The organism is Aquimarina litoralis (assembly GCF_019295435.1).
Lineage (GTDB): Bacteria > Bacteroidota > Bacteroidia > Flavobacteriales > Flavobacteriaceae > Aquimarina > Aquimarina litoralis_A.
Map to the genome: position 1 here is coordinate 13,724 of NZ_WEKL01000033.1, position 14,108 is coordinate 27,831.

A 14,108-nucleotide genomic window follows, 5' to 3' on the forward strand; every position below is an offset into this window, starting at 1 on the left:
TACCGATATTTAATTACATCATATCGAATACTTGTAAAATCTGGAAATATTATAAGTATTGAAGCGTTATCCTTTTTTCGGTATTCTATTTTTACAATCCACCCACCCTAAGTCGAAAATAGAATACAGTCATATTTGCTATATATTAAACTTAACCAACGTGAATACAAGGATATATTTACATATAGACCTTTTAGTGTTTTTCAATACTATTGCTATACTTTTTAGGAATAACATTTATTGTGGATTACGAAACGTATTGGTTAATGATGCTTTTATTCTAACCAACTCAATAAATGCCTTCAATTATGATACGTAAGCTACTTTTTAATGGTGTAGCGCTTTTTTTATGTGTGTTTAGTTACGCTCAGACAGTAACTTTTCAAACGGATGCTGGCTTAACCGCTCAAACGATATGCCAAGGGACCGAATTACAGCTAAATTTAGAAATTGACCCTCCAACACCATCAGGAGGAGGTAGTACTTATAATGTTCAATGGGAAAAAAGTACCAATCCAACATTTATTAAAAACTGTCCATTTCCTAGTGCTGATGGCTCTTGTTCATTTCATAGAGATACTCCACAAGTCACGACTACATATACGGTTAGAGTAAATGGAGGACCTAGTGGTACTGTAACAGCTAATGTGGTTGTTACTGTAGAAGATGTTCCTAATCCAGGTCTTAATACTACCATGTTTTTATGTGGAAGAACCGGAATTATTAATCTTTTTGATGAATTGGATGGCGGTCCTGATCCAGGAGGTACTTGGAGTAATGGTACGGGTACCTATGATACGGCAGATCCTAATGGAGGATCTTTTACATATACTATAGATAATGGTGGTGCTTGTCCGGCTGTTAGTGCTATTATCACTGTAAGACCTTGTGGAGATAATGATGCAGATAATGATGGAATTCCTAATCCTACTGATGATGATGATGATAATGACGGAATTCCGGATACTGTCGAGGATGGATTCTGTACTGCCACTACAACGACTCCCATTTTTATTCTAGAAGAAGATTTTGGTTTCGGAGGCCCAACAAGGAGTAGGTATTCTGAAGGGTTAGGTTTGACTTATAATCCAAACCTACCCCAAGATATTAGCAATGATGGAGAATATAATGTAGCTACTTCTACCTACCTTAGAACTGCTGGAGGTTTTGATGCTACGTTTCTCTCCACAGATCTTATTGGGGAAGTAGATGCTAATGGAGATGTGGATGGAAGATATCTCGCAATTAATATGAGATCAAGTGTGTTTGCTGATCGGCCAGTTTTTGTTGCAGAAAACCTTCCAGTTACTCCAGGAATTGAATATGATTTTAGTATGTCTATCGCTGGTTTAAATAACAATGTAGGTGAATTACCAGCGAATCTTACTATAGAGGTTGTAGATCAAGTTACTGGGACGGCTATTTTTTCTCAGGATTCTGGAGAAATACCCAATGGAACAGATAACTGGATTTTAGTACAAAATTCATTTATACCAGATCCTACCGTAAACGTAGTGACTATTCGAGTAATCAATAGACAGGGAACTGATGGAAATGGGAATGATATAGGTATTGATAATATTTTCCTGTCTACAACAGGTTGTGATTTTGATAGAGATGGTATTCCGAATTCTCAAGATTTGGATGCTGATAATGATGGAATCTATGATATTGTAGAAACTGGCAATGCAGCAGCAGATGCTAATGGAGATGGTCGTTTTGATGGTCCTATCAATGCTAATGGAGCTTCAACAACGGTCGTTCATAATGTCATTAATTCCGATAGCGATGCTAATCAGAACTTTTTAGATATCGATTCAGATGGAGATGGTATTATTGATAATATCGAAGCACAGCTAACAGCTTCTTATATAGCTCCTAGTGGTGTCGATGGAGATTTTAACGGTGTGGATGATAGCTATGATACCAATGGAACAGTGAATATACCGGTTAATACGAATACTACAGCAGATCCTGATTATATAGATACAAATTCGGATCCTGTAACAGGAGATTGTTTGGAAGATCTTATTGAAGCTTATGATATTGATCAAGATGGGGTTTCAGATGTAGTTCCTGGTGGATCTGATGGTGATGGTGATGGATTAGATGATGTTTTTGATACCGTAGTTTTGGATAGATTGACAGCAGAGACGAACCCCAGTAATGGAGGTACAGTTCCTGCCGATTTCCCAAATAATCATAATCCACTAACAGATGAAAGAGATTGGAGAGAAGAAATCGGAGATGTAGATGTAGGAAGTTTAGCAATAACCGTTTGTGATCCAACAAATTTGTTTGATGAATTGCCTGCTGGAACTTTAACTACAGGAACTTGGAGTGTTCCAGCTACTGGAACTGCATTAACAGGAGGACATTTAGGAACTCTAGATCCGACAATTGCGGGTATTTTGGATGGAGTTTACATATATACGCTTCCAGTATTATCCGCAAGTTGTCCGCCAGTACGATATTTGATTGACGTTACTATTGATAGTTCTTGTCAATGTCCGGATATAGATGAGCCTATCGTACCTACAACTCCAATAATTACCTGTATTGATGCTACTCCTTTACCATCAGTGACGGTAACACTTGGCCCTGGTTTGGAAGGAAGATGGTATTTAGCAGATGGAACTCCGATTGCTAGAGCTCAAAATACAGATACCTTTACTCCGGAACAAGCAGAATTAGTTATAGGAGATAATACATTTAGAGTAGAGGCCTATGAACCGGTAGCTATGTGTACTAGTGATCTTGTAGACGTTATAATCACGGTTACTGCTCCTCCTGAAGCTGGCGAACCTAATGACATGCCACCAGTACCAGTGGCATTATGTGAAGGAGATACTACTGTAATCAATTTATTTGATGAATTAACAGGAGAAGATACTGGAGGTGTTTGGACGGATCCAATGGCAACAGTAATTCCTGGAGGAACTATATCTGCAGATACTAATATTGCAGGAGATTATACCTATACGGTATCCAGTAATGGGTGTACAGATACCGCGATCGTTACAGTAACGATAAGTGAAGTGCCTACATTGGCATTAGGAACAACAATATGTGCTGCTGATAGAGCTACGTACAATATTTCATTTACTACTAACGGTACTTGGGATATTTCTACGGATCCACCTAATGAAGGAGTAGTCGATGAGGCTAATTCAATGATCACAGGTGTAACCGCAGGAGTTGATCTGATAATTATTGCAATGAATCCAGCAAATACTGCTTGCGAAGAAACCTTAGTCGTTACAGCTCCAGATTGTAGCTGTCCAACAATTACCGAGCCAACCAATCCAACAAATGAAACTATATGTGTAGGTTCTCCAGCTCCAATATTATCTGTGGATGTATTAGCAGGTCAAACTGCTAATTGGTATGATACAAATGGAAATCCTTTAATTACTAATAGTACAACCTATACACCAACAGATACTGCTGCAGGAAATTATATCTATCGTGTAGAAGCATTAGATATTGCAGAAAATTGTGTAAGTAGTCAAATTGAGGTGTCCTTTGTAATTCTTGATATTCCTGTAATAGATCCTATCGATCCTGTTAATGCTTGTGAATCTTACGAGTTACCATCGTTAACTGTTGGAAATTATTTTACAGCAATGAATGGAGGAGGAACACAGCTTACTGCTGGAGATGTTATTACAACAAGTCAAGTAATCTATGTTTATGCAGAAACAGCAACTACTCCAAATTGTTTTGATGAGGAAGTATTGGATATCACCATAAACCCATTACCAAATCCAATTGCTCCTGTAAATGCTGGAGATCGTTTTTGTGATAGTTATGTGTTGCCAGCATTACAAAGTGGTCAGGCTTATTATACTGGAAGTACAGGAAGTGGAACACAGCTGAATGCTGGAGATGTGATACAACAAAGTCAAACCATCTTCTTAAGAGAAGTAGATAGCAATGGCTGTGAAAATGAAGTAGCATTCTTTGTAGAAATCGTTGATCTTGAACAATTAGAATTAGAACCTGGGATTATTTGTGCAGGTCCGATTACATTCACTCCATTTTTTATAGATACAGAATTAAGTGATCTTGATTTTTCATTTGAATGGAGTTTTGAGGGGGCAATAATTCCTGGAGCTACCGACTCAGCATATGAAGCTACTCAAGCAGGAACATATACCGTAACCTATACAGATGTAGTATCCATGTGTACTGATACTACAGAAATAGTAATAACAGGGATAAATGATCCTCAAAGTCTAGATTTACAACTATCTGCAGGCAATTTTTCAGATAATACGAATATTACCGCTATAGTTGAAGGAGATAGTACCTATGAATATATTTTAGATAATGGAAGTCCACAAAGTAGTAATGTGTTTACAAATGTTTTTCCAGGATTACATGAGGTAACTGCAATAGATGTTAATGGATGTGGGGCTATAACAGCTTCAATTTTTGTAGTAGGTTTTCCGACCTTCTTTACACCAAATAATGACGGAATAAATGATCAATGGGGAGTTATTGGTAATGCTGATACTCCAGAGATGGATATCTATATTTTTGATCGATTCGGAAGACTTCTCCAACAATTAAATAAGGATAATCAATGGGATGGAACTTATGCAGGAAGGCCATTACCAGCTACGGATTATTGGTTTGTTGCAGAGTTTAGAGATGGCTCGGCAACCTTTAGAAGACACTTTACATTAAAACGATAACAGGAGCTTATCCTATTTCAAAATAAAAAAATGAAACTTACAAAGATATATTTAGTAACCGTACTTTTATTGTTTATGAAGTTTGGAATAGCTCAGGAAGGGTTATCCATATATTCAGATTATCTTACAGATAATTATTATCTGATACATCCATCTATGGCAGGAGCAGCAAATTGTTCGCAGGTTCGATTAACAGGACGTAGAAATTGGCTAGGAGAAGAAGATAGTCCAGGATTGTACACGGCAGCTTATAATGGTAGAATTGGAGAATCTCAATCGGGTATCGGAGCGATTGTATATAACGATAAAAACGGATTTTCTTCTCAAACAGGTGGGTATGTAACATATGCCCATCATTTGATGTTTTCTAGAAGTGAAGTAGATCTTAATCAATTATCTTTTGGATTAAGTGCAGGTATTATACAATATAGATTAGATCAAACAAGATTTGATCCTACTGACCCCTTGGTAGGACCTGGATCTATTAGCGAAAGTGAATTTAATATAGATGCTGGATTTTCCTATAATCTATATAATTTTTATACCCACGTAACGGTCAAAAATCTTTTGAAAAATTCAGGAGTGAATAACGATTTGCAGATAACCAATAACTTGAGGAATTATTTGGTATCTGTCGGATATGTAATTGATCGCCCTGGAAAAACATTCTCGTATGAACCTTCAATTTTGTTTTCGCATAGAGAGGGAGTTTCCCAATCGACTATAGATTTCAACATGAAAGTGTATAGTGATCTCAATTTTGGAAAACTTTGGGGAGGATTGTCTTATAGAAGAAGTTTTGATTCTATAGATTTTGTGGAAGGGAATGAAATAAGAAGTCAAACGCTAAATTTCGTAACTCCTTTTATCGGTGTGAATTTTGGAAAGTATATGTTTGCATACACATACTCTTATCAGTCTAATCCAGTTACTTTTAATAATGGAGGTTTTCATCAAATTACATTAGGAATTGACTTTTCATGTAGAGAAAAGAAATATGCCTGTTACTGTCCTTGGGTAGAGTAAAATATTGGTTTCTATAAGGTTTCAATTTCATGTTATCTTAAGATTACTATTCTTCTAGTAATGTCTAATTGTTTTGATCTTTTTTTAAAGAAGGGATAACATCAGGTTTATTGTGGTAAAATATTTTTGAAAGAAAATAGACACAATGAATAGAAGAAACTTTTTTGAAAAATCTTTGTTAGCTGCAGGAGGTTTTATGATCGCTCCTATGTATATAAGTTGTAACAATGACGACGATATGGATATTAGTATTCCAGATCTTAGTACAGACAACTTTTTTGAAGGAGTAGCCAGCTTCGATCCTACAGATTCTAAAGTTATCATATGGACACGATTTACACCAGATTCTGGAGTAGCAAATGTGACTATTAATTGGCAAGTAGCCACAGATCAGAATTTTGAAAATGTGCTGCGTAATGGAGAGTTTATTACGGGAGAAGATCGAGATTATACTATTGCTATTGATGTTCAGGAGTTGCCTTCAAATAGTAAATTCTATTACCGTTTTTTTGATTTAGAAACGCAAACATCTTCGGTAATTGGAGAAACAATAACATTGCCCAAAGTAGGGGATGCGGTAAGTGATATAAAGTTAGCAGCTTGCTCTTGTGCTAATTTTGCTGCCGGTTTGTTTAATGTATACGGTGCTATGGCTAACTCTGATGTGGATGTTATTGTGCATTTAGGTGATTATATCTATGAATATGGAGAAGGAGAATATGGAACTAATGAAAATACAGTAGCTCTAGATAGAGTTCATAGTCCTGCAAATGAAATTGTATCTCTAAATGATTATAGAGCTCGGTACAAGCAATATAGAAGTGACGCACAACTACAATTAGCTCATCAAAAAAAGCCTTTTATTTGTGTCTGGGATGATCATGAAATCACAAATGATGCCTACATGGATGGAGCAGAAAACCATCAGGATTCCGAAGGGTCCTATGAGACTAGAAAACAAATAGCTATTCAGGTGTACAGTGAGTTTTTACCACTTAGATCTACTGATCCAGCAAAAATCTATAGAACGTTTGATTTTGGGAGCATTTTGAGTTTGCATATGCTGGATACTCGAATTATTGGAAGAGATAAGCAATTGTCGTATAATGATTTCTTTGATCCCACTACTGGACTTGATGCAGTGGCGTTTCAGACAGCATTGCAAGATCCAAGTAGAGCTTTATTAGGTGCTGAACAATTAAGTTGGTTGTCAGGAGCTGTTTCAGCAAGTAGTGCTAGTTGGCAAGTATTAGGCCAGCAGGTGTTAATGGGGAAAATGTTTATGCCAGCAGAATTGCTAATACTTATTGGTACTCTTGTAGCAGAAATAGGAGCTTTAGGAAGCGCTACACCAGAAACTGCTGCAGCGTTTCAGACTTCTCTAAGTGAGTTAATTGCTATTAAATCCAGATTATTAGCGGGAGATACTACGCTTACTGCAGCAGAAATTGCAAGAGTTCAAACAGTTGTTCCCTATAACTTGGATGCTTGGGATGGATATTTTATGGAAAGAGAACAACTTTTTGCAATATTAGGAGATAAGAAAACGGTTTGTTTAGCAGGAGATACTCATAATGCTTGGTATAGTGAATTAAAAGATGCAACTGGAAAAGAAATAGGAGTAGAGTTTGCTACATCTTCAGTTACTTCTCCTGGATTTGAAGGGTTTTTGGGAGTAGATGCAAATCAAGCGGTTGGTTTTCAACAAGCTTTACAAATATTAATCGATGATTTACAATATATGGATGCTACGCAAAGAGGTTTCTTAAAAGTGACCTTTACCGCAGGTAGTAGCCAAGCGGAATGGAATTTTATAAATACCATTGCCCAGGAAAATTATACGGTTACTGTTGGGGAGACAGTTTCGTATAACTAGTTTTTACTTATTAGAATTTAAAACGCGACCTAAATAAATAGGTTGCGTTTTTTTCTATTTACATTGAGAATTATACTGCTTGATGAAATCCTCTAACGTATCTTCATATGTTAGATTTTTGTATAATTTGGAAAATAAATCCGGACATGCATCAAAAGTTTTACCGGTAAATTTTAATAGATATTTGAGGGTATATTGATTGGAGTTTAAATGAATAGCATCTATTTCTCCTTCTTTTTTCATAAAATAATGTATGAGTCCCGTTGCCCTAACACCAGTATAAGTAAAATCCTGTCCATTATGATATACTTCAGAATTTCTTACTGCATTAATGTCTCCTTTTATGTATAAATTCACTTTTCCAGAAACCAGTTTCCCTATAACAACAGGTTTTTTTCTGGTTTTATTTTTCTTAATTATAGGATGAAGCTTGAAGGTCATAACAACACTATCTTTTAATGTCATTTCTACCTTATTTAATTCTTCAAAATTTAATTTCTTACTTTTTTTTGAAGACTTTTCTTTAAAATTGATGTATTTATCTCCTTTTAACTTTCCTTTTCCTATCGCTACTTCTCCATTTTTAAAATATACTTTAACGTTTCCTTTTTGTGAAGTTACAGTTGTAATGGAAAAAAGAAGTAATACTATTACTATTTTTTTCATAATTCAAATTGATATAAAGAATTTAAAATAGTTGGGTTTTAAATTTAATAAGGAAAGTAGTGCTATTTAGAGTTTTATACAAATATGATTGACAAATGGTAGGTATAAAATTACAATCAGTTAGAGTTTATTCAATAACTTCTATAATCAAGCTATCTCCAGTTTTGTTTTTAGATAGTTTTTCTTTTTAGTAGGGTTAAACCATAAAAAAAATAGGCTCATTATTGTAAGTAGAGTCCTATATCTATCGACCCATTTTAAAAAGAAAATACAAATGGGAAGAAAATTAATAGTAATAGGATTATTCCTTACAGTCGTATTTGCTGGTAAAGCACAAGAATTAAATTATCCAGTTGCAAACAGTAAGTTGCCAGATGGTTGGCACAAATTTATTAGTGCAGGCGCATATTATGATGTAGAAATTCTTCAAGGATATTTGGTGAAGGGTAATATCACTTGGTTTGATGAAGCTACCTATTCTGGGAGTTTTAGAAATGATAAAATTTATGGAAGAGGAACATATACCTGGCCAAACGGCGATCGGTATGAAGGATCTTTCAAAAATAATATGCGACATGGTAAAGGAACCATGTATTGGGCAGATGGTACCAAGTATAGTGGAAAATGGAAAAATAATTCCAGAAATGGTAAAGGGAAATTATTTGATAACGAAGGTAAGCTTACAGAAGAAGGTGTTTGGGAAGCAGATGTTTTAGTATCTACTAAAAAATAAAAATAGCTTTGATACGAGAACACCAAAGCTATATTTTACTTTATTCTAGAAAGGATTATCTATAGTAGCTCGACAACTAATCCTTCTTCGGTTTTGTCTACACTAGCTAACTTGTTTTTCGTTAATCCCTTAATGGTTTTATCCCATTTTTTATTACTTAATCCTGATTTTGATTTTAATTCGCTCAAATCAATAGGAGAAGTATCTTTTAAAATGGCTAATACTGCCTTTTCTTCATCGGTCAGAGGAATAGCCTTTTTTTCTGGTTTCATTTGCGGGAAGAATAGTACTTCTTGTATGGATTGATTGTTTGTTAAATACATAATCAATCTGTCCATTCCTATTCCCATTCCAGAAGTTGGAGGCATTCCATATTCTAAAGCTCTGATAAAGTCGTTATCGATAAACATAGCTTCATCATCTCCTTTTTCACTAAGTTTTAGTTGCGCTTCAAAACGTTCACGTTGATCAATAGGATCATTAAGCTCAGAATACGCATTCGCAATTTCTTTACCACAAACCATTAGTTCAAAACGTTCTGTAAGATCAGGATTATCTCTATGCTCTTTACATAGTGGACTCATTTCTTTTGGATAATCTGTAATAAATGTTGGTTGGATATAGTTTCCTTCACATTTTTCACCAAAAATCTCATCAATCAATTTCCCTTTACCCATCGTATCATCTACCTCGATACCCATACCTTTAGCAGCTTCTCGAATTTCTTCCTCAGTTTTTCCTGTAATATCAAATCCTGTAAAATGTTTGATAGAATCAGTCATCGTAACTCGAGCATACGGAGTTTTGAAGTTTATTTTGTGTTCTCCAAAAGTAGCATCTGTAGTACCGTTCACTGCGATTGCACAATGCTCTACTAAATTTTCAGTAAACTCCATCATCCAATTGTAGTCTTTATAAGCTACATAAATTTCCATAGCCGTAAACTCAGGATTATGCGTACGATCCATTCCTTCATTTCTAAAGTTTTTAGAAAACTCGTATACACCTTCAAAACCACCAACAATTAGTCGCTTTAGATATAGCTCATTAGCAATACGCATATATAAAGGAATATCTAAAGAATTATGATGTGTTATAAAAGGACGTGCAGAAGCACCACCAGGAATTGGCTGTAATATTGGAGTTTCTACTTCAAAATATCCTTTAGAATTAAAAAACTCTCGCATAGCACTAAAGAGTTTTGTTCTTTTTATAAAAACGTCTTTAACATGAGGGTTTACTACTAGATCTACATAACGCTGGCGATATCTTAATTCAGGATCTGTAAAAGCATCATATACTTTTCCATCAGCATCAGTTCTAGGCTGAGGTAATGGCTTTAAAGTTTTGCTTAATAATTTGAAATCTTTAACCATCACGGTTTTTTCACCAACCTGTGTGGTGAATAACTCTCCTTCGATACCTATAAAGTCTCCGATATCTAATAATCTTTTATAGATATCATTATACTTGGTTTTATCTTCTCCAGTACATATTTCATCTCTATTGAAATACACCTGAATTCTACCATTAGAATCTTGGAGCTCTGCAAAAGAAGCTTTCCCTTGTATACGTCTAGACATTAATCTTCCAGCAACGATAACTTTTTTCCCTTCTTCAAACTTCTGTTTTATATCTTCTGAAGTATGATCCACAGGAAATAATGCTGCAGGATATGGATTGATACCTAAATCACGTAGAGATTTTAATTTTTCTCTTCTTACAAGTTCTTGTTCTGATAATTGCATAATGCTGCCGTTTTAAGCCTGCAAAGATACAAAGTATGATATAATCTTTCAATTGATTTTTGAGGATTATGGTACTCAGTATTCTTAGGAAAAGAAAGTGCAATTTTGTTTGTATGTTGGTTATAATAGAAAAGAGAAAAATTTCTTTCATTTTGGTAATCCTGGATCTAAAAAACAGGTATTTTACCCCTTGCGAGTCTCATAAATTATTGTAAAAAGTAATTTCCTACACCTGTTAAATTATAGGTGTAATTTCATTTTTCTTCTTTTTTTAATAGTTTATTTTGTTAAGTATCAGTACATTGCTGTGAGTAACACATAGTGTGTGCAACTTAATGCTATGGGGATAGCAGCACCATATTCTTATAAAAACGAATCATTCCTTTATTATTCTTAGATGAGCTAAGATTTTTTAAGGTACCACTTATTTTATAATAATTAGGGTATAAGGTTGTACATAACCAACAAAAAAGTAATTTAATGACATTGCAAAAAAACCTTTTGGGGCTGGTTTTTTTCTGTTTAATGAATTCAACATTTTCTCAACAAAAGCGATTAACATCTATAATTTACAAATATGGAGGTGATACTTTTGTAGAAACAGCCAATCTAAGTAGTAATTCTTCTTTAGTTAGTAAAGAAGATCAGGAATCATTTTCGAATGATGATTTTTCGTTAAGTATTCGTAGTYCGAAGGTTCCTTCCTCTAATTTTGAAGTAAAAACCTTGCCATTTAATTCTGTAAACTCAGATTATGCACCAAGTTTTTACATAGGAGAAGTCGTATTTGCTTCTTCTAGAAACACAAAATCGGTATCTAGAATTATTCAGGAACATACCAATGAACCTTTTTTAGATTTATATCGAACCAATAAGAATATTCCGGATAAAGGAATAACTCGATTAAAAGGTGCTATAAATACTAAATTTCATGAATCTTCTGCTGTGTTTAGCCCTGATGGGAAAACGGTTTACTTTACCAGAAATAATTATTCTAAGAGGAAAATTAAGAGTAATGTAAAAGGCTGTGTATTGCTAAAAATATATAAGGCAACAAATGAGAATGGGAAATGGAAAAATGTAGAGGAATTACCATTTAATAGTGATGAATACTCCACTGCGCATCCAGCATTATCTCCAGATGGGAAGTTCTTGTATTTTGCAAGTGATATGCCAGGAAGCTATGGACAATCTGATATTTATGTAGTTGAAATACATGAAGATGGAAGTTATGGAGATCCGGAAAATTTAGGCAGTCTAATAAATTCTGAAGGTCGTGAAACTTTTCCGTATATAAGTGATAAAGGAAAGCTGTTCTTTGCAAGTGATGGGCATTTAGGATATGGTGGATTGGATATTTTTATGGTATTGCCAAATAAAAATTCAGGTTGGAAGGTATATAATATGGGAAAACCTATCAATAGTGCAAAAGATGATTTTACTTTTATCATTGATGAAAAAAATAAAATGGGATATTTTGCTAGTAATAGAGATGGCGGAAAAGGAGGAGACGATATCTATGGTTTTAGACAGATGATTTCTTTGGAACAATACAAACAGTATGTGCCAGAAATAAAGAGTAAAATCAAAAGACACATGGAATTAAAACCTATTTCCGAAGAAATTTCATCATTCTAAATGAAACGCTTAGTTATTGATTATAAATTAGTTATTTTTTGGCTAGAAAATAGTAATTAGAAAAAAGTACAGTTAGTAAAAAGAAAGTCAAAGCGAAACTTATTCGCTTTGACTTTTATATTTATAAATTCATTTTTAAAGGAGAAGCTGCTAAAGAGATTTCTTTAATTCCATAATTTTATTACTTATTTCTGTATTCTTTTTTAAGGCTATAGAACGTTCGTAATAATCGATAGCTTCCGTAATATTGTTCATTATTAAGAATTTGTTTGCAAGACTAACATAAGTGTTTGCTTCTTTTGGAAATAATAGGGTATTAAGTTTTAGCACTGAGATAGCTTCTTTTTGTTTTCCATCAAAAAATAGAACATTAGCAAAAGTGTTTAATTCATACATACTTTCGGTGATTTTACTAAGTTCACGAATCAGTTTTTTTTGGTTTTTAGATAAGGCATCCGATCCTTCAGTAGATAGCAGAGCGTGTATTTTACTGACACTCGAATAGTTTGGAGTATACTTATCCGATATAATTGCTTTAATATCTTCTTCCAAAGTGTTTTTAGGTTCTTCTACGATTCTATTTATTTCTTTTCCGTCTTTGTAAAAAATAAAAGTCGGTACTCTATGGATATTTAGCCCTTCATGTTCGCCTCCAATACTTTGTTTATAGTGCTCACGATCTGATTGTACTGCAACACAAGTCAATCGATCTAATGGGAAATCTACAGTATTTAAGATCTTGTAAAATCGTGGCACTTCTCTTTTACTATCTCCACACCACGTTCCCATAAAGATCTTTATAGTGTATTCATGTAAATTCTTTTTTACGGTTTGCAATACCTTTTCATTTGGAGTGTAAGATTCATAATTGGCCGAAAACCAGGTGTTATAAGGCGAACTGTTTAATCTTTCGAAATTGATCTTTCCAGTAAGATTTTGTACGCCTTTTTCGTTTACTGTTTCTTGATTAAATGTTTGCGAATAGCAAGAAGATCCGAGTAATACTATAAATAATAACTGTATAGTTGTTTTCATAAGATTGATGATGTTAGGTATGGTTGAAAGTGATACCAAAAAATGCCTAGGTTCTATAATGGTTTATTTGAAATTTTATAAAACCTAGGTGTTTAGATTATTTGCTTAAAGGAATTCCGCTAACAGAATTTTTGATCTTTGGCGTTACCATAGCTTTTACCTTTAAAATATGTTTCCCTTTATCGGTATTTGTAGTAATTGTGACTTGCTTGTTTTGTAGATTCGGTTTTCCATTAGTATTGAAGCTTACGAGCATTTCACTTGTTGCTCCTGGAGCAATCGGTTCTTTAGACCAGTTAGAAACAGTACAGCCGCAACTTCCTTTTGCGTTTACAATTACTAATGGTGCATTTCCAGTATTCGTAAAGGTGAAATTGTGTGTTAGTATATCTCCTTCATTAACGGTTCCGAAATCAAACTCAGTTTCTGTAAAACTCATCATAGGAACAGCTTTGCTTGTTGTTGTATTTACTTCCGCTTTCATCGCTATTGTATTGTCAACATTATTTTTGGATGAAGTAGAACAAGAAGTTATCGTAATGCAAAGCAGCGATAAGGTTATTAAGGTGGTAATTTTAATTTTCATGTCTTAAATAATTTTAATGGATTATTATTTGAATTATGATTTCGAATCAAAACTCTAGACATATGCGCTAAAATCCTATGAAATTAGGGTGGAAATGGGG

Annotated in this window: 9 protein-coding genes; 5 read left to right on the plus strand and 4 right to left on the minus strand. The window is 34.3% G+C overall.

From position 1 onward, the window contains the following. The first annotated feature begins 308 nt into the window (after nucleotides 1-308). The 3 genes from GBO31_RS16405 to GBO31_RS16415 all read left to right on the plus strand — a co-directional run bounded on the left by GBO31_RS16405 (nucleotide 309) and on the right by GBO31_RS16415 (nucleotide 7,602). Nucleotides 309-4,700, plus strand: coding sequence for a T9SS type B sorting domain-containing protein (locus GBO31_RS16405; protein ID WP_219009445.1), 4,392 nt, complete (start codon nucleotides 309-311; stop codon nucleotides 4,698-4,700). A 30-nt stretch (nucleotides 4,701-4,730) separates the two neighbouring features. After that, complete coding sequence (locus GBO31_RS16410; RefSeq protein ID WP_219009446.1) at nucleotides 4,731-5,726, plus strand: PorP/SprF family type IX secretion system membrane protein; 996 nt, start codon at nucleotides 4,731-4,733, stop codon at nucleotides 5,724-5,726. 145 nt (nucleotides 5,727-5,871) lie between these two features. Then, a complete protein-coding gene (locus tag GBO31_RS16415; protein WP_219009447.1) occupies nucleotides 5,872-7,602 on the plus strand; it encodes an alkaline phosphatase D family protein in 1,731 nt (576 codons plus the stop codon). Nucleotides 7,603-7,656: 54 nt separating this feature from the next. On the opposite strand, the gene GBO31_RS16420 is transcribed toward GBO31_RS16415, so the two are convergent. After that, nucleotides 7,657-8,268 carry a hypothetical protein gene (locus GBO31_RS16420; RefSeq protein ID WP_219009448.1) on the minus strand — a complete coding sequence of 204 codons (612 nt, stop codon included), beginning with the start codon at nucleotides 8,266-8,268 and terminating at the stop codon, nucleotides 7,657-7,659. Nucleotides 8,269-8,542: 274 nt separating this feature from the next. On the opposite strand from GBO31_RS16420, the gene GBO31_RS16425 reads away from it, so the two are divergent. Then, a complete protein-coding gene (locus GBO31_RS16425) occupies nucleotides 8,543-9,001 on the plus strand; it encodes a hypothetical protein (RefSeq protein WP_219009449.1) in 459 nt (152 codons plus the stop codon). Between the two features lie 59 nt (nucleotides 9,002-9,060). Here GBO31_RS16425 and lysS read toward each other — a convergent pair whose 3' ends face one another. Continuing rightward, the gene (lysS, locus tag GBO31_RS16430; RefSeq protein ID WP_219009450.1) at nucleotides 9,061-10,749 is read right to left on the minus strand and encodes a lysine--tRNA ligase; all 1,689 of its coding nucleotides are present in this window, start codon (nucleotides 10,747-10,749) and stop codon (nucleotides 9,061-9,063) included. A gap of 480 nt (nucleotides 10,750-11,229) precedes the next feature. On the opposite strand from lysS, the gene GBO31_RS16435 reads away from it, so the two are divergent. Then, nucleotides 11,230-12,387 (plus strand): TolB family protein, encoded by a 1,158-nt coding sequence (locus tag GBO31_RS16435; RefSeq protein WP_219009451.1) that lies wholly within the window; start codon nucleotides 11,230-11,232, stop codon nucleotides 12,385-12,387. Nucleotides 12,388-12,537: 150 nt separating this feature from the next. Here the strand turns inward: GBO31_RS16435 and GBO31_RS16440 are convergent, their stop codons facing one another. Both GBO31_RS16440 and GBO31_RS16445 read right to left on the minus strand, forming a co-directional pair. Continuing rightward, complete coding sequence (locus GBO31_RS16440) at nucleotides 12,538-13,422, minus strand: thioredoxin domain-containing protein (RefSeq protein ID WP_219009452.1); 885 nt, start codon at nucleotides 13,420-13,422, stop codon at nucleotides 12,538-12,540. A 97-nt stretch (nucleotides 13,423-13,519) separates the two neighbouring features. After that, nucleotides 13,520-14,008 carry a DUF1573 domain-containing protein gene (locus GBO31_RS16445; RefSeq protein ID WP_246615902.1) on the minus strand — a complete coding sequence of 163 codons (489 nt, stop codon included), beginning with the start codon at nucleotides 14,006-14,008 and terminating at the stop codon, nucleotides 13,520-13,522. Between the last annotated feature and the right edge of the window lie 100 nt (nucleotides 14,009-14,108).

What these genes read in the sequence shown, in the direction of transcription:
- GBO31_RS16405 (WP_219009445.1), top strand. Translation starts at nt 309, where the DNA reads ATGATACGTAAGCTACTTTTTAATGGTGTAGCGCTTTTTTTATGTGTG.
- GBO31_RS16410 (WP_219009446.1), top strand. Translation starts at nt 4,731, where the DNA reads ATGAAACTTACAAAGATATATTTAGTAACCGTACTTTTATTGTTTATG.
- GBO31_RS16415 (WP_219009447.1), top strand. Translation starts at nt 5,872, where the DNA reads ATGAATAGAAGAAACTTTTTTGAAAAATCTTTGTTAGCTGCAGGAGGT.
- GBO31_RS16420 (WP_219009448.1), bottom strand. Translation starts at nt 8,268, where the DNA reads ATGAAAAAAATAGTAATAGTATTACTTCTTTTTTCCATTACAACTGTA.
- GBO31_RS16425 (WP_219009449.1), top strand. Translation starts at nt 8,543, where the DNA reads ATGGGAAGAAAATTAATAGTAATAGGATTATTCCTTACAGTCGTATTT.
- lysS (WP_219009450.1), bottom strand. Translation starts at nt 10,749, where the DNA reads ATGCAATTATCAGAACAAGAACTTGTAAGAAGAGAAAAATTAAAATCT.
- GBO31_RS16440 (WP_219009452.1), bottom strand. Translation starts at nt 13,422, where the DNA reads ATGAAAACAACTATACAGTTATTATTTATAGTATTACTCGGATCTTCT.
- GBO31_RS16445 (WP_246615902.1), bottom strand. Translation starts at nt 14,008, where the DNA reads ATGAAAATTAAAATTACCACCTTAATAACCTTATCGCTGCTTTGCATT.